Source organism: Mesorhizobium sp. 131-2-1 (assembly GCF_016756535.1).
Taxonomy (GTDB): domain Bacteria; phylum Pseudomonadota; class Alphaproteobacteria; order Rhizobiales; family Rhizobiaceae; genus Mesorhizobium.
Genome location: NZ_AP023248.1, coordinates 118,051 through 139,770 on the forward strand (window position 1 = coordinate 118,051; position 21,720 = coordinate 139,770).

23 protein-coding genes and 1 pseudogene are annotated in these 21,720 nt (G+C 59.9%); 11 read left to right on the forward strand and 13 right to left on the reverse strand.

The window, feature by feature from the left end; genetic code table 11:
• Window positions 1-23 precede the first annotated feature (23 nt).
• Window positions 24-1,067: a type IV secretion system protein gene (locus tag JG743_RS33305; RefSeq protein WP_199201069.1), complete on the reverse strand. Its 1,044-nt coding sequence runs from the start codon at window positions 1,065-1,067 to the stop codon at window positions 24-26.
• Between the two features lie 12 nt (window positions 1,068-1,079).
• Here JG743_RS33305 and JG743_RS33310 point away from each other — a divergent pair, with 12 nt between their 5' ends.
• Window positions 1,080-1,253 carry a hypothetical protein gene (locus JG743_RS33310; protein WP_199201070.1) on the forward strand — a complete coding sequence of 58 codons (174 nt, stop codon included), beginning with the start codon at window positions 1,080-1,082 and terminating at the stop codon, window positions 1,251-1,253.
• Here JG743_RS33310 and JG743_RS33315 read toward each other — a convergent pair.
• Genes JG743_RS33315 through JG743_RS33340 form a run of 6 tightly spaced genes read right to left on the reverse strand, consistent with a single transcriptional unit; the run spans window position 1,250 to window position 6,812 of the window.
• A complete protein-coding gene (locus JG743_RS33315) occupies window positions 1,250-1,984 on the reverse strand; it encodes a type IV secretion system protein (protein ID WP_199201071.1) in 735 nt (244 codons plus the stop codon). The two genes, JG743_RS33310 and JG743_RS33315, sit on opposite strands and share 4 nt — an antisense overlap.
• Before the next feature lie 10 nt (window positions 1,985-1,994).
• Complete coding sequence (locus tag JG743_RS33320; RefSeq protein ID WP_199201072.1) at window positions 1,995-3,152, reverse strand: transglycosylase SLT domain-containing protein; 1,158 nt, start codon at window positions 3,150-3,152, stop codon at window positions 1,995-1,997.
• Window positions 3,136-5,538, reverse strand: coding sequence for a VirB4 family type IV secretion system protein (locus tag JG743_RS33325; RefSeq protein WP_199201073.1), 2,403 nt, complete (start codon window positions 5,536-5,538; stop codon window positions 3,136-3,138). Before JG743_RS33325 ends, JG743_RS33320 begins: the two co-directional genes overlap by 17 nt.
• Window positions 5,535-5,828: a type IV secretion system protein VirB3 gene (locus JG743_RS33330; RefSeq protein WP_199201074.1), complete on the reverse strand. Its 294-nt coding sequence runs from the start codon at window positions 5,826-5,828 to the stop codon at window positions 5,535-5,537. The genes JG743_RS33325 and JG743_RS33330 overlap by 4 nt, the downstream gene beginning before the upstream one ends.
• 3 nt (window positions 5,829-5,831) lie before the next feature.
• Window positions 5,832-6,146: a TrbC/VirB2 family protein gene (locus JG743_RS33335; protein WP_199201075.1), complete on the reverse strand. Its 315-nt coding sequence runs from the start codon at window positions 6,144-6,146 to the stop codon at window positions 5,832-5,834.
• A gap of 12 nt (window positions 6,147-6,158) precedes the next feature.
• Window positions 6,159-6,812: a lytic transglycosylase domain-containing protein gene (locus JG743_RS33340; protein WP_202303235.1), complete on the reverse strand. Its 654-nt coding sequence runs from the start codon at window positions 6,810-6,812 to the stop codon at window positions 6,159-6,161.
• 87 nt (window positions 6,813-6,899) lie between these two features.
• Here JG743_RS33340 and JG743_RS33345 point away from each other — a divergent pair, with 87 nt between their 5' ends.
• The 3 genes from JG743_RS33345 to JG743_RS33355 are packed head-to-tail and all read left to right on the forward strand — an operon-like array spanning window position 6,900 to window position 8,208.
• On the forward strand, window positions 6,900-7,502 hold the full coding sequence (locus JG743_RS33345) for a hypothetical protein (RefSeq protein WP_199201077.1): 603 nt from the start codon (window positions 6,900-6,902) through the stop codon (window positions 7,500-7,502).
• A complete protein-coding gene (locus JG743_RS33350) occupies window positions 7,499-8,047 on the forward strand; it encodes a thermonuclease family protein (protein ID WP_199201078.1) in 549 nt (182 codons plus the stop codon). Before JG743_RS33345 ends, JG743_RS33350 begins: the two co-directional genes overlap by 4 nt.
• Complete coding sequence (locus tag JG743_RS33355) at window positions 8,044-8,208, forward strand: hypothetical protein (protein WP_199201079.1); 165 nt, start codon at window positions 8,044-8,046, stop codon at window positions 8,206-8,208. Before JG743_RS33350 ends, JG743_RS33355 begins: the two co-directional genes overlap by 4 nt.
• Here the strand turns inward: JG743_RS33355 and JG743_RS33360 are convergent.
• Complete coding sequence (locus JG743_RS33360; protein WP_199201080.1) at window positions 8,205-8,549, reverse strand: hypothetical protein; 345 nt, start codon at window positions 8,547-8,549, stop codon at window positions 8,205-8,207. The genes JG743_RS33355 and JG743_RS33360 overlap by 4 nt on opposite strands.
• A 139-nt stretch (window positions 8,550-8,688) precedes the next feature.
• Between JG743_RS33360 and JG743_RS33365 the strand changes: the two genes are divergently transcribed.
• From JG743_RS33365 to JG743_RS33380, 4 genes are read left to right on the forward strand one after another with little or no spacing between them, the layout of a single operon-like run.
• Window positions 8,689-9,318: a response regulator transcription factor gene (locus JG743_RS33365; protein ID WP_199201081.1), complete on the forward strand. Its 630-nt coding sequence runs from the start codon at window positions 8,689-8,691 to the stop codon at window positions 9,316-9,318.
• Between the two features lie 5 nt (window positions 9,319-9,323).
• On the forward strand, window positions 9,324-10,025 hold the full coding sequence (locus tag JG743_RS33370; protein WP_199201107.1) for an FkbM family methyltransferase: 702 nt from the start codon (window positions 9,324-9,326) through the stop codon (window positions 10,023-10,025).
• Window positions 10,015-10,560: a hypothetical protein gene (locus JG743_RS33375; protein ID WP_199201082.1), complete on the forward strand. Its 546-nt coding sequence runs from the start codon at window positions 10,015-10,017 to the stop codon at window positions 10,558-10,560. The genes JG743_RS33370 and JG743_RS33375 overlap by 11 nt, the downstream gene beginning before the upstream one ends.
• Window positions 10,557-11,822 carry a sensor histidine kinase gene (locus tag JG743_RS33380; protein ID WP_199201083.1) on the forward strand — a complete coding sequence of 422 codons (1,266 nt, stop codon included), beginning with the start codon at window positions 10,557-10,559 and terminating at the stop codon, window positions 11,820-11,822. Before JG743_RS33375 ends, JG743_RS33380 begins: the two co-directional genes overlap by 4 nt.
• A 146-nt stretch (window positions 11,823-11,968) precedes the next feature.
• Here the strand turns inward: JG743_RS33380 and JG743_RS33385 are convergent, their stop codons facing one another.
• Window positions 11,969-12,496 (reverse strand): helix-turn-helix domain-containing protein, encoded by a 528-nt coding sequence (locus JG743_RS33385; RefSeq protein WP_244673268.1) that lies wholly within the window; start codon window positions 12,494-12,496, stop codon window positions 11,969-11,971.
• Between the two features lie 117 nt (window positions 12,497-12,613).
• Here JG743_RS33385 and JG743_RS33390 point away from each other — a divergent pair, with 117 nt between their 5' ends.
• The 3 genes from JG743_RS33390 (at window position 12,614) to JG743_RS33400 (ending at window position 16,667) form a co-directional block, all read left to right on the forward strand.
• Window positions 12,614-13,216, forward strand: coding sequence for a hypothetical protein (locus JG743_RS33390; RefSeq protein ID WP_199201085.1), 603 nt, complete (start codon window positions 12,614-12,616; stop codon window positions 13,214-13,216).
• Between the two features lie 57 nt (window positions 13,217-13,273).
• Window positions 13,274-13,732 (forward strand): hypothetical protein, encoded by a 459-nt coding sequence (locus JG743_RS33395; protein WP_199201086.1) that lies wholly within the window; start codon window positions 13,274-13,276, stop codon window positions 13,730-13,732.
• A 691-nt stretch (window positions 13,733-14,423) separates the two neighbouring features.
• Complete coding sequence (locus JG743_RS33400; protein WP_199201087.1) at window positions 14,424-16,667, forward strand: cation:proton antiporter domain-containing protein; 2,244 nt, start codon at window positions 14,424-14,426, stop codon at window positions 16,665-16,667.
• A 787-nt stretch (window positions 16,668-17,454) separates the two neighbouring features.
• On the opposite strand, the pseudogene JG743_RS33405 reads toward JG743_RS33400, so the two are convergent.
• From JG743_RS33405 to JG743_RS33420, 4 genes and pseudogenes are all read right to left on the reverse strand, one after another.
• Window positions 17,455-17,715 (reverse strand): annotated as a pseudogene (locus JG743_RS33405) (N-acetyltransferase family protein); the annotation flags it as partial.
• Between the two features lie 82 nt (window positions 17,716-17,797).
• Window positions 17,798-19,126: an aspartate aminotransferase family protein gene (locus tag JG743_RS33410; protein ID WP_199201088.1), complete on the reverse strand. Its 1,329-nt coding sequence runs from the start codon at window positions 19,124-19,126 to the stop codon at window positions 17,798-17,800.
• A 36-nt stretch (window positions 19,127-19,162) separates the two neighbouring features.
• The gene (locus JG743_RS33415) at window positions 19,163-20,137 is read right to left on the reverse strand and encodes a phosphotransferase enzyme family protein (protein ID WP_199201089.1); all 975 of its coding nucleotides are present in this window, start codon (window positions 20,135-20,137) and stop codon (window positions 19,163-19,165) included.
• A gap of 309 nt (window positions 20,138-20,446) precedes the next feature.
• A complete protein-coding gene (locus JG743_RS33420; RefSeq protein WP_199201090.1) occupies window positions 20,447-21,115 on the reverse strand; it encodes a haloacid dehalogenase type II in 669 nt (222 codons plus the stop codon).
• Window positions 21,116-21,720 lie beyond the last annotated feature (605 nt).

Consider the following 21,720-nt stretch of genomic DNA (forward strand, 5'->3'; position numbering starts at 1 on the left):
CGATCGATGATCGTTCTTGAGTTCTAGGCCAGAGGCTTGGCGTTATCGCGCGCACCTTGCTGGATGGCGGACCGAGTTGCGGCATCGGCCCTTGCTGCCCGCGGAGACCAAAAACTGTTTGCCGCGAGCTGCCGGGCGCCCCGAGCGGCGCGGCCGGCTGCCCATCGTGCACCGGAGTAGCGCACGGCGTTTCTGCCGAAGTTTCTGTAAGGGTTGTATGCGCCGACGGTACTGAGATATCCGCCGCCATTCAGGATCGAAGCAATCGATGGTATCTGCATCAGAACGTAGATCCCGATGATTGTCACCAGCACCAAGGGCAGCACCAGCGACATCTTGCTGTCCATGGTCGCCCCACCGGACGTGGCGGTGTTCAGCGCCGCATTGACGAGCGAGAAGTAGAAGCCGAGAAAACCGTAAATCAGGATTTGCTGAATCATCAGGAAGGTCGTGAGCGAAAGGAAGCCTTCGCTCATGCGAGAGGACCAGCGGTAAAGCCAGAGAATGATCCATATCGGCGCCAAGGCGAGCGTGATGAACAACATCACCTTGGCGGCGATGATCGCGGCAATGGCTAGCGCTGCGAAGATGATGGCCGAAAGCAGAACGAGCAGCGACAAGAGCGCGCCAAAAATGTCATAGAAGGATCCGCTATAGACCTGATTGGCGACGTCCTGCGCTCCTCGGTAGAGATTGTCGATCAGCGCCGGAATTGCCGCCTGATCGCTGAGTTGATTGCCGGTGGCTCGCGATACGGCGCCGACGATGACCTTACCGACCTCATCCGGGATGCTTTGAACAAGCTGGTAGATCGTCGCGGAAAATGTGCCCCATCCGGTCAGCAGCAGATAGATGATGACGGCGCGGCCGAGGCGATAGGCTGCTTCGAGCGGCGAGATCGACTCTCGCCCGCTCAGGATCGAGTAGCCCCACCACACGATGTAGAGGGTGAGCATGAGGGTGAAGACGTTGCCCATCGCATTGCCCAACTGCATATAGACGGTGCGGACGAAGTCCTCGCCGATGTTGTCAATGCCACCGAGAATGCTTTCGGCAAGACCGTTCATGGATCCTCGTGAATGATGCTGGCGAACGGCGTTGAATTGACCGGCTTTAGCGCGCCGCATTCGTCGGTGTGGGCATACGCCAAAGGCCCGCACGGCGCTTTCAATTCGCGATTTGCGCATCCGAAAAGCACTGCGCCGAGCCCAATCACAGCGCATATGCGCAACGCCCGCCTCGACAAGCGCTAGCCTCCGCTCTTGCCAAATTCCGCGAACGGATTGACGTTGCGCGGTGTCATCATCTTCTGCACCTGGCTCTGGCGAAGAAGATCTCCCTTCAGCTTCTCATTCAGGGCCGCGACCGCACCATTCTGGACACCGATCAATTCGTTGACCGCGCGCGCGTTTTCCAGCTGCATCCGTGTGTTCTGGTCCACCGATCCCTTGACGTCCTGCGACTGGCCAATCTGCCCACTCGCGGACTGCAGGGACTGCTGGCGTTGGGTGACGCCCTGCGAGGCCTGCGAAGTCAGCGCGCTTAGCAACGAGGCCACGTTGACACTGCCGCCATAGGCAGTGTTGACGGCGCTCGTCTCCTTGCCGGCAATCTGCTGCAGCTGCTTCACCAGTTGCAACCCGTTGATAACGGCGCCGGCGATTTTCTGGATTTCAGGGGACAGGCCACCAAACGAAAGCGCGCCACCATTGAGGATCGATCCGAAGGACGGCGCCTGGGCAATCGACATGTTGCCTCCGAGGCCCATTTGTCCGATCCCGAGCGAACCGTCGCGGCTGCCGCTGAGAGCCTGCAGGATCTCCTCGCTCTTTTTCATGATATCCTTGTTCGAATCCATGATGGAGTTGGTGTTCTCCGCATTCTTGCGGGCGACATCGAGATTGGCGCCATCGATGACGGCAATCTGTGCAAGGGCAGCACTCGTCCAAAGCGCTATGCCTGCAGCAATCGCGAATTTCTTCATGGTCATCCTCCTATTGCTGTAGAGAATTGATCACGCTGGCAGCGCCCGCAGGATCACTGGTGATGATCATCGAGCGGCTGTCGGCCGAGCTTGCCTCCGCGTTCTCAACCGCGCATGGTAGCCACCGGCCGCGATCGATCTTCAATCGTTCCAGTTCCGCGGGATCACAAGAGAATGGGTTTGGAGAGCCGGTCTTCGGCTGCTGCACCAGCTTTGACGACTGCGATGCCTGAACATTCTGCAATGATAGAAATTGGGCTAGCAAAGCCGTAAAATCCCCCGCCTGGGCGAGGTACTGGTTGGTGACATCGGCGTTGATCCCACGGGCGGACGAGTTGAGCTCCCAAGCGTCCTTGTATTCGGTCACCTGGCCAACATTGCCCGCCAGCGCGTCGATTGCCGCGTCGTTGGCGCCCATCCGCGATGCACTTGCATCGAGGCCGCCAGCCGCCTTCCTCACAGTGCCCATGGCGGCGTCCTGGGCCGAGCCGCCTGCGCCGTCGGCCGTTACGATCGAGAATGGTGGCGGTGCGGCGGCCGGAGCCTTGCCGCTCGATACATACTCGTTGAAGTAGCCGTTCCAGCGGCCGACGCCGCCTGCCCACCCTCTTTGCTCGGCAGCGTTCGATCCGTTGTAGAAGGAGGCGAGACAGCTGTAATTCGTCGCTCCGCATTGCTTCACGCCCATTCCGAGATATTTGACGCCGCCTTCGACATTCTGCTCGTTCACGTCGCGATCAAGTCCCATGGACTTGCCGGTGCCCTTGGTCAGCTGCATCACGCCTTTGACGCCGGTGTGGCTCCCGGCGCATGTGTCGAAGCGCGATTCCTGATAGGCAACGGACAGCGCCAGGCCTTCGGGCACGCCGTATTTCTGCGCATAATAGCGGATCATCTTCACGTTGCCCGCGTCGCGCTGCAACGCTTCGGCCGGGGATCGGCGAAACATCTGTGAGCGGTATTTGTTCGAGTAGGTGCAGACTACGCTTTTCTTCTTGTCGGTTTCGTCCTTCTTGGCCTCGTCCGACTTCGTACTGTGCTGCTCGTCCTCTTGCCGCTTGTCGAGGTTCGGCCCGTCGATGACCGCGATCTGAGCGACAGCCACGGTCATGCTTTCCGCCGTCGCGAGAGCCACGGCCAGACAAAAGCTGCTAATCCGCTTCGTCATGCTCGTCCTCCCATCCGCAGAAGTACGGCAACCACATCTCCGGCTCGGCGCCGAAGGTTTCCCGCAGCCGCGCGCATTCCTTGCTGTTGGCTTCATTCGAGGACAAGACCTTGATGAGATCGGGCATCGCCGACAAATCGAGCTTGGCTACGATGGAATCGCTGTCGTGCTTGACGAGGAAGGTGCGTGTCTCCTTCGCGGTGCGGCGCACGAACTCGAATTCCTTCGCTGTCAGCGAGAAGCGCTCCATGTAGGATTCCTTGCTCGCCTTCGGGTTGGGGAAGAAAATGTTGGTCTTCGTTTGCTCGATCAATGACGACGAGATGGAGGAACTGACGACATCTTCGGCCGTCTGCGTGCCAAAGCCGACCACGCCGTTGCGGCGGCGAATGGTCTTCAGCGTCTCGTTGATGAAGGCGGCGAAAACCTCGTCGTCCAGCAGCTTCCAGCCTTCATCGAGGAAGAGCATGATCGGCGAGCCGTCGATGACGTCCTCAAGGCGGTGGAAGATGTAGAGCAACGCCGCCGAGCGCAGCTTTCGGTCGCCCAGGATCTTTGTCATGTCGAACCCGACAACGGGTTTCGAGAAATCGACCAGATCGACGGGATTGTTGAAAAGCCAGCCCTTGTCCTTCGGGTCGAGCCAGGGCTGTATCCGCGCGGCCAGATCGTTCATGTCAGGCATGAGCGAGCCCCGCAGAACTTCCGGCAGCAGGTCGAAGGTCCGCCGTTCGCGCGGGATCTTGTAGATCATGTCGACGGCGGCGTTGATGACGCGCATCTCCGCCACGTCCAGCGCGCCGCCTTCCGGCGTCAGAATGTAGAGGAGCAAATCTTCAAGGAACGAACGGTTTTCCGCCGTGTCATCAAGCTGCAGCGGCGCGAACCCGGTCGGCTGAGAGGGCTCCATCACCTCGTAGCGACCGCCGAGCGCCCGAACGAAAATTTCAGCGCCGCGCATGTAGTCGAAATAGACGCATCGCGGCCGCGGCATGATGCGCATGGCCTGCGCCATCAGGAACGACAGCACCACGGTCTTGCCCGAGCCGGTCGGGCCAAACACCGTGAAGTGCCCGACATCGTGAACGTGGAAATTGAAATAGTAAGCCGTCTGGCTGGTCGTTTCGAGCAAAGCGATGGGCCGTTTCCAATGCAGCCGCTCACGTTGGCCGGACGGGAAATTATGTCCCGAAAACAGCCCGGCAAAGTTAAGAGACGAGATCAACGCACGTCGCGCGATGTAGCTGAAATTTCCTGGCAACTGCGCCCAGAAGGCGAGTTCCGTGTTCAGTGTCTCGCGCACCGGCACGATCGACATGCGCGAAAGCTCGGCCGTGATGTCGGATAGCGCGCGGTTGAGACCGTTCATGTCCGGCGCCAATGCCATGACGCTCATGTGATGTTGTCCGAAGACGACTTCGCCGCCGGCCAGCTTATCGGCGCCGTCGTGTACCGACTCCTCGACCGTCGTGCCCGCCTCGTCGGAAGCCTCAACCTGGTTGGCGATGGTGTTGATCCTGCGCATCGCCGTCACACGGTCTTCGATCGCGAAGCTCTGCGTCAGGACAAACTCATGCGGCAGGCGCAAGAGACCGTCCAATGAGCCCGGCGCGGTGAACGGCGGGTATTCCTTGATCGACACCATGGCGCCGAGCTTGCCTTGGTCCGGCCCGCGAATTTCCAGCGCCGACTTGCCGAAAAACAGCTGCCGCGTCGCCAGCACATCGCCAAGTGACATGCGCGGCAAAGGCATTTCCACGTCCACGCCGCCGGCGAGGATCTTCGCCAGAAATTCCGCGGGCTCGGAAAAGAAGCTGTCGCGGCGCTTCACGACACCGAGAAGACGTCCCCCATATGCGGAGAAATCCTTGACCATGCCGTCAAGGATGTCATGCAGTTCGGCGATAGCCTCTTCGCGCGTTTCTTCGCCGGCGGTGCTGACGCGGAATGCATTGAGCGCCTTGTCCACCCAGCCGACCCGGCCGACCATCGGGCGGCGTATGACCGTCAGATACGCCTCGTTGACGAAAAGGTTTTTCGATCCAAGCTCATCCATGTAGCGGGCGTCGAGCTCGGCCACGAAAGGATTGTCAAAGTCGCCTTCGATCTCCGGCGTCACGTGGCGGCGGATGATCGTTGTGTAGACCGCAAAGCGAGAGGTCGACAGGTTGCGGAACGTGGTGTTGCGGTTGAACATTCGGCTGTTCAACTCGGCCTGGTCCATCGTCTGGAACGGCAGGCCGCTGAGCTGGATGGCGCCGACCAGAAAGCCACTCTTCGTCACGATCAGATTGTCATCGACATGGCGAAGGTAGGGGATGTGCATCGCAGCTGGTTTTTCGCGGCGGCGCTCACGGCCAAATTTAAGGTCGGCATCGAGGCTCATGGCGAATAGCTCCTCGCGCCCCAGAAAGTGAGGTTCGCCACCGCTCCGCGTTTGGAGACGCGCCGCTCGAAAATATGAAAGATGTAGGGGTCGCGCTGGCACAGATATGCGCTGACCAGATGCACCGCGCCGAACACGCCAAGACCGAGCATGAAGCTGCTTGTGGCGATAAAGCCGATCACCGCCAGGATGCCGTTCAGGGCAAAAACTTCATATCGCACCCCCCATTTCATCGGGGGGCGTGTCAGGGGCAGGCTGACCGGCTCGACATAGACTTCCTCGTCGTCCATGTCTCAGCCGCCTCCCGCCGTCGCGCGAACCGCGTCCACGAGCTGGGCAGCGCCGAAGATCAGAGCGATGCCGATGATAATGGAAAAAGCCATCATCCACGCCAGCCGGCCCGTCATGGCGAGGAAGCCGAGAAAACAGACCGCGATGATGGCAAATGAGCGTGCTATGTTGCCCTGCAGAACGCCGACGAACCACTCCAGCACGTTTTCGACTGGCGCCGCCGACTGGGCGTACGCAATGGTTGGCGCGACTGCTATTCCGACCGCCGAGGCCAAGGCCAGTTTCAGGGCAAATTTGCCCGCTTTCCTGTACTCCACCCTTGGCTCCTTTCAGTTGCCGAAATCCATGACATGACCATCCTGCCAAGCGTCCCCGTTTGCTGGCGGAGCGGCCGCGAGCATTTCGGATTTGGTCAGGGCGGACTTCTTCACGACACCGCCGAACTTCCAGCGGTTTAAGATTTTCACGATGTATTCCGCGGTCTCCGGATTCACCGGAATCCCTTGCGCCTTGTAGACGCTGTTGGGCCCGGCGTTGTAAGCCGCAAGCATCAGCAGCGGATCCTGGAACTCGTCATAGAGTGACTTGAGATAGCGAAGGCCAGCCCGGACATTCGCCTGCGTATCGCAACGGTCGCTGACGCCGAGATCGGCCGCCGTGGCCGGCATCAACTGCATGATTCCCAAGGCTCCAGCCTTGGACGGACCCTGACTCGCGCCGAGATCGCTTTCAGCCCATGCAATCGCCTCGGCCAGATCGGCGTCGAACCCTTCGTCTTGCGCGATTGAACGCACAAGTTGGGCGACTTCAGTACGGTTTCCCGTTTTGCACGCCCCCTGCCTTTTCTCCCCGCCCGCGGCAATGGGGTCTGTCGGCGTTGCAAAGGCGACTGCTACGCGGTCTGATGCCAGGTCACGGCAGTGCGCTACCAAGGGTATTGCAGCGCCACACAAGGTGAGCAGGAGAGCGAATCGAGTGTTCATACTGTCGCCAAAATTTGACACTTTACTATGGCTACACGGAGCCCTAGTAAAGTGTCAACACGATATGCACCGCAGGGACGAATTTCGATGAAACAGATTGCCCTTTGCATGGTTTTGCTGCTCCAGGGGGCCGTGGCTTATGCCGCCGGCGCCGACGCGCCAAATGCCTTCGCGCAGCCGTCGGAGCGCTACCTGCTTCAGTTTGCCAAGCCGGGTGAGAAGGTGTTCGTCTATGAGCGCTACGATGCCAAAGGCGCGCTCTTCCAGCGCGACGCCGCGACCCTCATCTCGCCGGTCAAGGTGCCGTCGGCGACCGAGCGCGTCATCAACGGCGTGACGTATCGACTGCGCGGCCTTGCGGCCTGCCCAAAACCAAAGATTACCTACAAGACGCAGGAGTGGGACTGCACGAAGGCCGCGCAGGACTATGAAGGAGGAATCTACAACGATCGTGCATCTGTCGTGCTTTGCAAAACGCTTGTGCTGCAGAGCAGGAAGGGGGAACCCGACGCCGTGTCGTGTTTCTCTCTCGTGGGCGGGGGCAATGCGAACGACCCGTACAACGTCGCCTATGACGATGACGAAATGGTCTTTTTCAACATGGCGGCAATCGGACGTAACAAGGACGGCAAGTCTCTGCGCCCGGATTTGGAGCACTCTGCCGACCTCGGTGGACAGTTCCAGGAATGAAACAGGCGAGCTTTGCAGCGCTGGCCGCGTTCTCGGTATGCGCATCGGCACAGGCGCAGGATGCTCCCGATTCTGCCGCTCCAATTCCCTTGGTGGTATCGAAATCGGCTCAACTGCTTACCGGAGATACCTGGCGCGACGGAGATCGCACTTTCCGGCTCTATGGCGTCCAGTCATGTCTTCGCAGCACATCAGCCGAAGAGCCAAATGGTAAGAAAGTCGATTGCGGGAATGCCTCGCTGGCGCACCTTGCTGCCCTGTTCGATAGCGCCGCGGTGACATGCCAGCCAATCGGCTACGCCCTGGACAAGGCGGTTTTTGTCATTTGCGGTGCGCAGCTAAATGGCGAAACAATTGACGTTGGCACCGCGCTCATAGCGACTGGATACGCGTTTGCCGCAACGACAGCAAAGGGTAAAGCCGTCAATGAGAACTACCTTGTCGCGGAAATCAACGCTAAGATGAAAAGAACAGGTCTGTGGGGCACGACGTTTCAGCATCCTGTTCAGCTGCTGCTAAACAAGCGGTCGGAGATACAACAATGAAGCACGACGATGAGGCGCACAAATTTTACTATCCCGTGGAAGGACGCGGTGACGGTGCTATTGGCGGAGCCGCTGCGTTCTTGGCCATCATCTTGGTGCCGGCGGGCATCTACGTGGCCTGGAATACCTTGGCCGCATGGATTTCGGCGCTGTTCTACTAGGACTGCAGCTTCGTGAAGGAACCGAGCAACGCGCGCCAATCGTCGACATCAATCTCGCACCAGCCATGAGCCGTCAGCCGTTGGAAGTAAGCAGCCTTCATTTTCATTTCCGCGATAGTGGCTACTGGAGCGATGGCAGCGCGCCTTCGCACCGCGGCCTCTTCCGCCATCACCGCGTCCAGCTTTTGACCAAGCAGAACCGCGTCCGCACCCTCGGCCTCCATCGCTCGCTTGCCGAGACTTTCAAGCTCAGCGACGCTCTGACGATGTTCCGCAATCAGTTTCGCGACGCCCTCAGCCTCCTGCATCCGTCGGTTGCTGCAGACCAGTTGAATAGGCATCGTCTTGCTCCTGGCTTACATCGGTCAGACACAGATACCTCTGGAGGTGAGGAAAAATAGGGATGGGACCATCCCTTTTTTGAAGCGACCAATTCTGAAAGACAGGGCGGGGGCGCCTGCGTAGAAGGACTGGCTTTCAATGTTTCGTGCCCTGGTGGTCGAAGACCAGACGCTCATGCGTCTGGCTCTGATGAATGAAGTGCAAGCGAGCTTCGAAAAATGCGTCGTCTTGGGCGCGGAAACGTTGAACATCGCGACCGTAGAACTTCAAAACAGCCATTTCGATCTTGTCGTTATCGATCCTGGCTTGCCCGGTTTTGATCCCACCTCACAAGGCGATCGCGTCGCGGTCGTCGACAGGATCATCGAGGCTTCACCTAGTGCAATCCATATTGTCGTAACCGGTTCCGACAACCGTTGCGAGGCAGATGGTTTCCGGCGCATAGGCGCTGCCGCCTATCTCGGCAAGACCGGCCTCGCGCCCGGCGTGTTCAGCGACGTGCTGGACGATATTTCCACCAAGGGATTCTCCTTGCGCCTGTCGCGGGCTGTCATGACCAAACCCGATTACCGATTTTCCGTCCTTACACCGCGCGAACAGGAAGCCATCGACATGATGGCGCACCGCGCACCTGGCGTGAAACGAAAGGAGATCTTTTCGCTCATGGCCGATCGGCTCGCCATTGATGCCGGATCGGCCGAGAAATATTACAAGCAGGCTCGTGCCAAACTCATGAGGCAAGGTCATCCGCTCCCACAGGGGCTATGATCGCAATGGCCTCTCTAACCGTACATGGGATCAAGGTCCCCGTCGAACCGCGGGATGTTTCGCCGGTGATCTGGCGAGCACTTCAAAGCCAGAGCTATGAAGCGAAGGAAGCGAAGTGGATCTTCAGGGCAGTCAAGGCGTGCGATCGCGTACTGGAGCTAGGGTCCGGTATTGGCATCATCACCGCACTGATCGCAAAAATCCCCGGCGTTCAGGTGTGGGCTTTTGAAGCAAATCCGGCAACAGCGGAACTAGCCAAGCGCGTGATAGCGGCCAACGATCTCGACAATGTTACATATTCCCAAGGTATCCTCACAGCAGGCCCGCCGCGGTCCTTCACCTTCTACGTTCGCCGCGACCTTTGGATGTCTTCCACGGACAAAGACCAGGGACCGTATGAGCGGGAACTTTCGATCCTCTCGGCGGATGTCGATCGTTTCATCACGGATCATCGAATAAACGCCCTCGTCATGGACATTGAAGGTGCCGAGAAGGAACTTCTGCAGGATGCCGAGCTGCCCGGCATTGAACGCATCTTTCTTGAGTTGCACGACCATCTCTACGGCCTTGACGGCATCCGCAACATCACGCTTGCCCTGGCAGAAAAGGGATTTGCCTACGATCCGCGGGGCTCCCGAGGTCCATGCGTGCTCTTCGCCAAGAACGATGGACCCCGCGAATACGAGGATGTGGAAGATGTTGCATAATGCTCTCGCCGTCATAATTGCGCTGGCCTTTCCGCTCGCCAGCGCCGCCGAGGAAATGCCCCTCGATCCCAACCAAGTGTCGGTTCAAGACCCCAGTGGCAAGACCGTCGCGGTGTTTTCGGTCAAGCAGCTGCAGGCAGAGTTTCCGCAACAGACCTATGACACGCGTACGCCATGGACGAGCGACAACGAAAAAATCGAATATCGTGGGCCACTGCTTGCAAACGTGCTTGCCAAGGCCGGAATCACCGCCGCACAGCAGGTCAAAGTCGTCGCCTTTGACAATTTCGTTTCCGATATTCGTATGGACGAAATCCGTTCTTATAATCCGATCCTGGCGGTCGAGCGCCGTTGCACCGACACCGACAAGGCCGGCTCGCTTTGCCCGGCGGGCCAGGATTTCCGCCCGATCAGCATGGTCGAGAAAGGCCCCATTTTCATTGTTTGGCCCCTCGACCAATTGCCCGCATCATATGTTCCCGCAAGGAACTCGATCTGGGTGTTTTTCCCAGTCATCTTGCGCGCTACGCAATGAAGTTCTTCCACGGCCGTTTGCTCACTGTTCTTCCGTATCTCGGTATGGCTGCAGCGCTTGGGCTGAGTGCGTGGACATTCATCCAATCGAACCGCTACCGTCAGGAGACGGATGCCATCCTCAATCAGACTTTCGAGATTCAGTGGCGCGCGGCACAGATCCGCGAGCGCCTCATACGAGTCTACGGCTATCTTCGCATTGCCGACGAAACGGGCAAGCTTGATGCAGACATCGACCGACAAATGGCTCTAGTGAGCGTCAACGTCGCGCAGTTGGAGAATCTGCCCTATCTGAATCGCTTTTTTCCCAACCACGAAGCCGAACTCTTGGGCGGAATTCGCCTCACACTCGAACAGAAAATTGCCCCTCTTGTGTCAGCGCGCACAAACTACACCCAGGCCATTGCCGATATGGCCAAGCTGGAACAGTCAATTTACGAGATTTCCAGCTCTACCGTCGATCACAGTGCCACCTTGCAGCAGACAGCCAGCATCGACATTGCGGCCTCGCGGAACTGGTTCATCTTCGCCATCGCGCTTGGCCTGGGTGCCACATTCTATCTCGTTATCCATCAGCGCTATGCGCTAGCCAATCGCCGTGACCAGCATATGCGCTCGTTCGCTTCGCTGTTTGCGCATATGACCCGATCGCGGGTTACAGCCTTGAGGCTGTTTCTTGAGCACGCACAACCAGACAAGCGGCCGAGCGGCGAAATGCTTGAGGCTGCGCGCAGTGCTGCTGCCGAACTGGAATCGATCACCAACGGTGTGCTTCAGATCGCCTATGCACCACAAGATTCAAGCACCATGGCGCTCGGCCGACTGCTTGAGGATCTCACGCGCGATCGCAGCAGTTTGGTGCAAGTTTTGGTCGATCCCAAAGCACGCCTGCACCCTGTACCGGCGGCGCCGTTCCGGTTGGTGGTCAACGAGCTGATAGAAAACGCTCTGGCCGCGTTGTCCGGCGCCAGAAACGTACGAGTTCTCATCTCCGCGACCCTCAAACGACACCCATTCCTGCCGCGCAGTTATCTCGTGCTAGAAGTGGCGGATAAAGGCTCAGGCATGTCACCTGATATCGTTGCGAAGGCGACGACACCATTCTTTTCAACGCGAGCTGGAAATCATACTGGCCTTGGACTGACTGCATGTTCCCAGATGGTCTCGACGCTGAAAGGGAGACTCATTATCAACAGCGCACCCGGTGCCGGCACAACCGTAGAAATCAGGATTCCAGTGCATTCGACTGCCGTCGCTTCATAGCGGTCGTTCTTCCGGCGCGGGCGAAATGAAGCTCGTGGATAAGAATGGCCCCATCCGAAACATTGATCGACAAATTAGGGTCGCATCCCGCGCGGCCTGAACGGATGATCGAGCTGGCAGTCTGATGTCCCACCGAAATGAGTACCCTACGCGCGGGCTGGATTTAGAGCAGGCTGATCAGGTGTTGGCGGGATCTTTTCGGAAAAGAGGAAGGTCGCTGGATCAAGTTTCAACGCCTTGGCGATCGCGGCAATCGTGTCGACGCTGATGTTGCCGCTCGCGCGTTCGAGTTTCATGTATGTCGCTTCCGCCACGCCGATGAGCTCAGCCATCTCATAGCGGTGCAAAGTACGTCGTTGTCGCTCAATATCGATGATGTGGGCCAGCCGCTTGCGGATCGCATTGTCGTCCAACCGATGCGCCCACTCCGGAACTTTCTTACCGCCGGCGAGCAGCCCTGCAAAGGACACTTGCAAGCCGTTTGCCATGATCTGCAGTGTCGCCAATGTGACATTATTTTTCTGACGCACAGTCTGAATGTAGGTTCGATAGGCCAGTTTTTCGCCCTCGGCGGTCCGAAACAGTTCGGCCATGTGCATATGGGATAGGCCGCGTCTGGCTCTCTCCCGCTCAAGCGTCAGTGCAATGTTGGCGCGCAACGGGTTGTCGACCACGCCTCCGTCGTCTCGCTTCATAAATCGATGTAGTCGCACAAACCTGCCTTTTCGACCTGTCCTTTTTCGAGCGGATCATCCATAGTAAAGTGTCAAATCCGCAGCGAGGAAAAGGCTATGACCATACTCAAAGTCCTTTTGTTGGGTGCCGTCGCCATCGTGGGCGCCGCAGCTCTTCCATCCCAATCACAGGCGTCGGAATGGGGCTGTCAAGTCCTCCTCTGCCTTTCCGGCGACTGGCAGGGTACCCCCTCGTGCCACCCGCCAATTTACAAGTTGATTGCGGCGATGGAAGCCCCGGGTTTTGACTGGCCGACTTGTCCGCAAGCCAACTCCAGCGCCGCGAGGTTCGAGAAGTATGAGGATTGTCCGCCTGGCTGGCAAGCAGTTGGCGGCAACGATTCCGATCGACCCGGAATGGGGCAAGAACGGAACATCTGCCGCATCGCGGCCGACAGACTCACGCTGCCCGTCACTTTCATGAATAGTCGCCTCGGCCAGAATCATGACAATGGATCTCGACAGGCCCAGATCGAAATCAACGGAAAGTTGGTGGCGGCAAAAATCCAAACCACCGCAGCCGATAGAGGGCCTTCCCGTAGTAACGGCTCGACCTTCGTCATCATCTCTCGGCCGATGCGCGAAAAACCCTGGTTCATCGAGTATGACGACGCGAACGGTATGCGCCAGAGAAGCTGGTTCAATCTCAACATGCCCTAAGCCAGGCGATCGAGCAGGACGAGGCACTATCAGGGCCACAATTCTGGGAGGTTTGTAGTGTTTAAGGTACTTCTCCTGTCCACTGTGATTTTGAACTCAGGCGCTGTGTTTATGGCGGCTAGTCAGAGCGACAAGCCGCGATCAAACGTGGACAATCCTATGTGGCCCGCTTCACTGAAATGGGAGTGCAAGACCGCTGCCAAAATCGTGTGTGAGCGTGATGGCAGTTGCTCGGTTGCTGAGGACCACACTGGATTTGTACTGAACTACGGCAGCAACGAAGCTGAGTTCCCGACCAGCAATGTCAGGATCAAACGCCACTATCAACAGACCGTACAGGGAAGCCCTTTGCAGCAGGAAGTTAAAGTCGAACTGGCCGACAATCGGGTTCTTTGGCTGACGGCCGTGGATGCCAGCCGCACTTATTCGCAAGCGTGGGTCGGCGCACTGAGCGAGCTGAAGGGTGGCGCGGTCCTGATGGTATCCGAGGGAGTCTATTGCATGCCGCACAAGTGAGTGCACCGAGAGGGGAGGCGAGCGAAGGCCGATACTGCGCGACCCAGCTCACATCCACGCCATCTGCGAAGAGTACCGGGCCGTCGCCGGTATCGACCGGGGGCACGACCGGGCGGACTTGACAGCCGGCAGGCGCATCGCCTGTCCGCTACTGGCCCTCTGGGGTACGCCGGGCGCGCTCGACGATTGGTGTGGCGACGTTGGCGGTCCGCTGGAGCTTTGGCGCGTTTGGGCTAACGACGTCCAGGGTCGAGCCCTCAGGGCGGGCCACTTCCCCGATGAGACGGCGCTGGCGCTGAGCACCTTCTTCGCGCCGCCTGAGCGCCGGGTTGGCATCCTGTCATAACGCTAGAGGTCGGCTCCGCGAGATTGCGCGACCAGCCAATTCCTAAGCCCTGACGATTTAGCAACCTGCCAACGCGTTTTTAATGAGATATGCGCCGATGCCGGCTCGGACCGCACGTCGGTTGACGGTGAGTTTCTAGGGTCTGCGCTCGTCGCTACGCTCCTCGCTTCGCCCTAGGATGACAACTGCACGGGCAACTCGCCAACCGCCGGCATTCGAGAAAGCGCTATTGGCTCAAGCCGGTGCAACCGATGCATGTGCCAAACCGTTGTGGCCGTGCATAATCGAGGGGTGCAGAGTTTGTCCTTCATACTCGACCGGCGCCGGTCCCTCGCGCTTGCGGCGATGGCGTTCATCTGGATGCCGGCCGCCGCCTACGCCGCCGAGAAGACCGGCATGTCCTCGGAAGGCATCTTCGTCCTTGAAATCATCCTGCTGCTGCTCGTCGGCCGCGGCATCGGCGAGTTGCTGGAGCGCATCGGCCAGCCGGCGGTGATGGGGCAACTGATCGGCGGCATCCTGCTCGGGCCCTCGTTGCTGGGCTGGTTGTGGCCGGCGGCCGAGCGCTTGGTGTTTGCCGGCGACGCGGCGCAGAAATCGATGATCAACGCGATCGCCCAGCTTGGCGTGCTGATGTTGCTTTTGCTCACCGGCATGGAGACGGATCTGCGCCTGGTGCGCCGGGTTGGCCGCGCCTGCTTCTCGATCTCGGCCGCCGGCGTGGCGGTGCCTTTCGCGATGGGCTTTGGCGCCGCCCAGTTCATGCCGGCCTCACTGCTTGCCGAAGGCAGCGAGCGGCTCGTCGCCGGCCTCTTCCTCGGCACGGCGCTGTCGATCTCCTCGGTCAAGATCGTCGCCATGGTGGTGCGCGAGATGAACTTTATGCGCCGCGACCTCGGCCAGGTCATCGTCTCCTCGGCGATCATCGAGGACACGATCGGCTGGATCATCATCGCCATCACCATCGGCATTGCCACTAAGGGCCGCATCGAGATCGGCAGCCTCGTCTTCACGATCCTGGGTGTCGGCGCCTTCATGGCGTTTTCCTTCACCCTCGGCCGCCGCATCGTCTTCGACGCCATCCGTTGGACCAACGATACTTTCCGCTCTGAATACGCCGTCGTCACCGTGATCCTCGCCATCATGGGCGCGATGGCGCTGATCACCGACCTGATCGGTGTCCATACAGTGCTCGGCGCCTTCGTCGCCGGCATATTGGTGGGCGAGTCGCCGATCCTGTCGCGCCATATCGAGGGTCAGTTGCGCGGCGTCATTACGGCACTGTTCATGCCGGTGTTCTTCGGCGTCGCCGGCCTGTCGGCCGATCTCACCGTGCTCGTCGATCTGCAGCTTGCGATGCTCACCGTGGTGCTGGTCGCCATCGCCAGCATCGGCAAGTTCGCCGGCGCCTTCATCGGCGCCGAACTCTCCGGCATGAGCCGGCGCGAAGGCATCGCCGTCGGCTGCGGCATGAACGCGCGCGGCTCGACCGAGGTCATCGTCGCCTCGATCGGCCTGTCGATCGGCGTGCTCTCGCACAACCTCTTCACCATGATCGTCACCATGGCCGTGATCACCACCTTGGCGATGCCGCCGACGCTGCGCTGGGCGCTCGGCCGGCTGACGCTCGGCGAGACCGAGAAGAAGCGGCTGGAGCGCGAGGAGATCGACCAGCGCGGCTTCGTCGCCGGCCTCGAGCGGCTGCTGGTGGTGGTCGACGAAGGCGTCGTCGGCCGCTTCGCCGCCTACCTCGCTGGTGTCGTCGGCGCCGGCAAGCCGACGACGGTCCTGCATTCGAGCGGCGAGGGCGAGGCGGAGCCCGGCGAAAGTTCGCATATCGAGGAGATCGAAAAGGGCGCCGAGGAGAGCCGCGAGGCGGCGAAGAAGACGGACGAGACGCCGGTGCGCGAGGCGCCCGTCACTCGCCGCCGGCACGACGCGCCGCTCTCGACCGAGGCGGTGGCGAAGGAAGCGCGCAAGGGCTACGGCATGCTGTTGATCGGGCTTGGCCGCTCGCTGACCGCCAAGGGCGGCTTCACCCGACGCCTCGACGAGATCGCCGGCGCCTTCGACGGCCCGCTCTGCCTGGTGCTGAAGCCGGTCGGCGCCGGCCGTCAGATGCCGAAGCTCGGCCCCGAGTCGGGCCGGATCCTGGTGCCGGTCAACGGCACGTCGGTAGCGCGCCGCGGCGCCGAGCTGGCGCTGGCGATCGCTGCAGTCACCGGCGCGCCGGTCAAGATGCTCTATGTCGCCCGGGTCGGCCGCGACGAGCCGCGCGACACCGTCTCGCATCGCCGCAGGGAAGCGGTGCTGAAGGACATCGTCGCGCTGGCCGATCGCTACGGCGTCGAGATCGAGACCGCCATCCGCAGCCGCGCCGCCGCCGCTGATGCCATTGCCAGGCAGGCCGGCAGGCAGGTGGCGCTGATTGTCATGGGCGTGGCGCGGCGGCCGGGCGACGAGCTCATCTTCGGCGAGACGACGAGCAGCGTGCTGCAGCGCTGTCCGTGCCCCGTGGTGCTGATCTCCGACGCCCGCCTGCGCCGCGACGACGAGGGCAGGGAGGCGCTGAGGTCGGGGACAGGGTGATTGGCGATCTCCCTCCTCGAGGGAGAGATAGCCGGCAAAGCCAAAGGATTGTGAAGGAACGCGGCCTATCACCGTCGTCATCCTAGGGCGGAGCAAGGAGCGTAGCGACGAGCGCAGATCCTAAGGCGTGGACTCAACATGGCGCAGCCATATTCGGAGTGAAGCCAGGTTGAGAGTAAGAAGAGTGCAGCGTCTTACGTCAATTATAATCAGACGGTAATGTGGTAGTAATTAGTATCGATCTGTCGATCCGGAACTTTGAGCAAGTCAAACCTACGCAGCACTGATCGGATGCCCTGTATATTACAGCAATAATGCTTTCGATAGGTGCGATGAACGCTATGAAACGCTATGAAATATTAGGTGTTACTGATGAAAGTCGCATAATCTATCTTATGGAACAAGACTTTTTTGTGTAAATACAATACCTTGTCGAGAGCGCGACTACGCGAGGCGACGTTCGTCGGTTTCAAAAATCGTACGCGACCCGGAAGCTCGCCAAGTGATCACGCAGGACATCCTTGTTGTAGCTCGGATTGCTGCGCGACCTGGGGATTGTCCGACGACTCGACCAAGGCCGAGCTCGAACGGCCCCATTGAAGGACAGGTTAAGGACCAGTCGCAACGCTTGTCAGTGATAGTAGATATCCAGGCGATTGCAGTCCCTGACCGACATGGCGATATCGCAGGCGATTTTCGCTCGCGTTCCGGCACAGCGTCGCGCTACCGCCTGAGCACGCGTCTGAGCCTTCGCAGAACCCCATTTGTCCACCAAGCGCGTCGCTATCGCTTGCACTTTGGTCTCGTACAAACAGTTGCAGACATGCCGGCCACCGCCGGCCTGGTTTGGCCGAATGTAGTAGGTTCCAAGGATGGCGCCCGCTTCCTCGGCAACGAAGACTTCCTTGTCTGCTCCCATCCAGTAGGCAATTGCCACTGCCTGGCTCAGGTTGCGATCAAGCGTATAGGTTTCCCCCACTCGGATCGTGGGCTCGAGGATCGACCAGATGGCGGGAGCGTCAGCGGATGAGGCGGGACGAATGTGCATGACGGCGTGATCAGCGTTGCAGCGGGTGCTGAGAAACGGATGGCAGCGGCAAGGCCCGGCCATTTGCTCGCAGGTATGCGGTCTAGCCTCTGACCTTGATGAGCGCGCGCTCTAGGGATGCAAGGAAGAGATCGACATGCTCGGCCTGGCAAACCAGCGGCGGGCGCACCTTGAGTGTGTCCTCACTAGCCCCTGTCGAGCTGATAAGAACGGCATCATCCCGCATTGCGTTGACCACATCCAAAGCCATTGCACGCCGGCTCGCTGCCGGAGCGCCTTCAGGACCCATGTCGACGCCAATGAAGAGTCCGGCATTTCGGATCCCACGAACGCCATCATGTCGCTTTGCGATTTTCTCCACGCCCGCGCGGAGGCGCTGGCCCATGGCAAGCGCATTCTGGGGGATCTGATCACGTTGCAGGATCGTCAGTACAGCGTCTGCGGTCGCGATGCCAACCGTATTGCCGGCGAACGTGTTCGAGTAGCGCGCAGTGGCGCCGAACCGCTCCATCGGGGATTTGCGGCCAACGACAGCGCCGATCGGAAATCCGTTGCCCATCGGCTTGCCTAGGGTCACGAGATCCGGAACGATCCCGTGCCGCTCGAAGCCCCACATATGGGCGCCCGTTCGCCCGAAGCCCGGTTGAACTTCGTCGGCGATGACGAGGCCACCAGCCTCCCGCACAGTCGCCACGCCGCTGGCGATGAAGCCAGGCGGATCGACCCACACGCCGTCGCTGGAAAAGATACTGTCCATAAGCAGGGCCGCAACGCCGATGCCACGACGGTTCAGATCCAGAATGGCTGAACGGACCTGCGCCTGGAAGAAGTCCGCGGCCTGGGCTTCTGGCATGCCGGACGGTCCGGGCAGCGATACCATGCGCACGAACGGGCTGAGATTGACTGCGTCGCCCAGGTTCGGCGACACCGCGGCGACCGCAGCGCTTGTGCCGTGATACGCATAGGAGGATACGATCACGCCTTCGTTGCCGCTGGCAAATCGCGCGATTCGCAAGGCCAGATCGTTGGATTCGCTCCCCGTGCAGGTGAAAACGACCCGATCAATTTCGTTCGGGAAGGTATCGACCAACCGCTCGGCATAGTCGACAAGTCTCGGCTCGAGATAGCGCGTGTTGGCGCTGATCTGGCCCGCCTGCTCGGCCATAGCGGCATTCACTTCCGGGTGGCAGTGGCCGAGAGACGGCACGTTATTGTAGAAGTCGAGATAGGCCCGCCCGTCAGGATCGTACAGCCACATCCCTTCGCCGCGAACAAAGTGCACGGGCCGGCGATATTGCAGCCGATAAGAAGCCCCTAGAACGCCGTCGCGGCGGGCAATCAGCTCCGCCTCGCGCCTGGGAAGGTGGGATGCGCCGGGTCTGTAACGATTAGGCATGAGATCTGTGGACATGTGCTGCTGCCTATCTGTGGGAGTAACTTGGTCGATTCACCCTACTGGCGGCCGCGACGACGATATCGCGGCCACGACTGCCGCCTCGCCCGCTCTGCCATCAAGAGACGCCAAGATGGAGAGGCCGTGCTCGGCACGCGCGACGTTCTTTTTAATGTACTGGGCGTCAGCCGGGAAAAGGTGGGAGCGCCAGTAATTGACCAGGATCAATGCGCTTTGCCGCGCCCGCATCAGCCCGGCGAGCATACTTGCTTCCAGCGTCGAAAGCGCAATTACTGATGCATAGCCGGCAATCAGATGTTCGGCCCCACCCAAGGGAAGGGCCGGATCCTTTACCACGTGACTTGCTGCGATCGCCAGATCCTGAATCCTGGGGCTCCAGCAGCCATCGCCAAAATCAATAAACCCCACTCCCTGGCCAGTCACCAGCATATTGAACGGGCTGGGATCATTGTGAGTGACCTGCCAGGCTACATTCGCGATTTGTGGCTCGATCAACTCCACATACTCGGCCATCGCCGCGCGGACGCTGTCGGCAATCCCACCGGATGGTAGGTATTGCTCCAGTTCCATCAGCCGCGACCAGCACCCGATATGCCAAAGAACAGGGCGATGGGCCGCGGGCACATTGACCCGCTCAAGGGCAAGGTCCAGCCGGGCCAGAGCGCTGCCAATTCGAAAAAGCAGCTCTGGAGCAGGCGTCTCCCAGTGCAGCGGAACGCCCTCAATCCGGCTCTGCAAGTACCCGCATACCCCCTCTTCCTCGAACATCAACGCGCCGCTGCCCGTGCGGAGCACTTCGGGTGCAACGAAGCCCCCAGCCCCTTGCAAGGCCGCCATGGCGGCGGTTTGGAAACGGAAGCTGCCAATCGCCTCCGGCCTTGTCGAGGTCTTCAGGATCAGTCGGCGGCCGTCCGTGAGGTTGACCTCGACCGTCCGCTCGACCTCGGAGGACAATGTCGCGATCAATCCCGCCAACCCATAATGGCGCTTCAGTAGTGCCGCCGGCATGTCCGGCTCGGCGGGATCCGGCCGAGCCGCCAGGATGGCGGCGGCTGCGCGAAAATAGGCCTCGGTTGAGGCTGCCGCGCAAGGCAGGTGGTCGCGTCCCGCAGCCAGGGACCTATTGTGCGGGACCAGATCGCTACAAGCACCCAATTCGAATGATCCTCACCTGTTGGAAATGGTGTTCTTCATTCTGCCAAAGGAAGCAGGGCTCCGGCCATGAGGCCCGCGCTTTTCATTTTTTGCGGCGGTTGCAACAGTTCCGCTGGCAGCGCGCGAAAACGGATATGAAAGGCCCGCCGCCCATCTTCGCCGTCAGATCCCGAACACGCCTGGTAGCTGCGTCACATCGCGGATTTCGGTGTACTCGTAATAGGGGTTGGCCGGCTCATGGCCGCGGTTTACCCAGACCTTGCTCTGGATGCCCAGATCATAGGCGGACATCAGATCATGGCGGAACGACGAGGAAACGTGCGTAATGTCCTCCGGGCCGCATCCGAGCATATCGAACATGTATTCGAACGCCTTGAAGTGCGGCTTGTAGGCGCCCGCCTCTTCGGCAGTTAAGACGGCATGAAAGGGCGCACCGAGCTTTGCCACGTTCGACGGAATCTGCGCCACCATGGAGTTCGTCAGGGTTACCAGCGGAATTTCCTTGGCCAGTCTGGCCAATCCCGCGGGCACGTCCGGATGCGGTCCCCACGTCGGGATACGATTGTAGATCGTTTCAGCGTCTTCGGCACGGAACGGGACATTGTTGCGCCGGCAGGCGCGCTCGAGCGCGTTGTGGACGATATCCGCGTAGGGCTTCCAGTCCTGCATCACCTCATCGAGGCGGTAACCTTGGAAATTCCTGATGAATTCATCCATGCGCGGCCCATCCAGAAGATGACCGAGTAGGTCCCGAGCGGCTTCCGCCATCTGGAAATTGATCAGCGTGCCGTGGCAATCGAAGGTTACGTATTTCGGCCGGAAGCGAGCCATGTTCCTGATCCCTGTAATCTGCTTATAGGAAAAAGGATAGCCACAGGCGTTGGGCAGAATGTGCCGGAACGCATGATCATTCAGCAGAGGGCCCTCCGATCTATCGCAAACCCAGCACGACCTTCGGCAGCACTTGCTTGGTTCGCCCTCCCGAGCCGAAACCGACCTGCTGCGCTCGCACTGTGTGCAGAGCCGAGCCGAATAGATCAGGGTCGTACTCGGTTCGGCACGCGTCTAGCGCGTCGTCGAGATGTCATGGACACCGTGAGGAACCGCAGGCAGCTATGGTGCGCCAGTTCATGCAATTCATCTCGAGTAAAGGTCGAGGAAATCCTCAACCCGTCATTCCGCCGACAGGATTCAACTGACGGGCCGTGCTCCGCAAACGCTATGAAGAGGTGCAGTTAGCCGGCATCAAACGTCACCATCCAACTCCCGTATCATCCCCGGCAAGCGTATTAAGTAGTGCCACGGCGGATCTCCTCTTCTTCGAGGAGGTTTATCCGCCCCACGTCCGACGTCGATCGCCAGATTTTGTGATTGACCCGCGCGTCTGCTTCATCCGTGCGATCGCCCGTCGCCTGCCACACTGCGCGAACAGAACG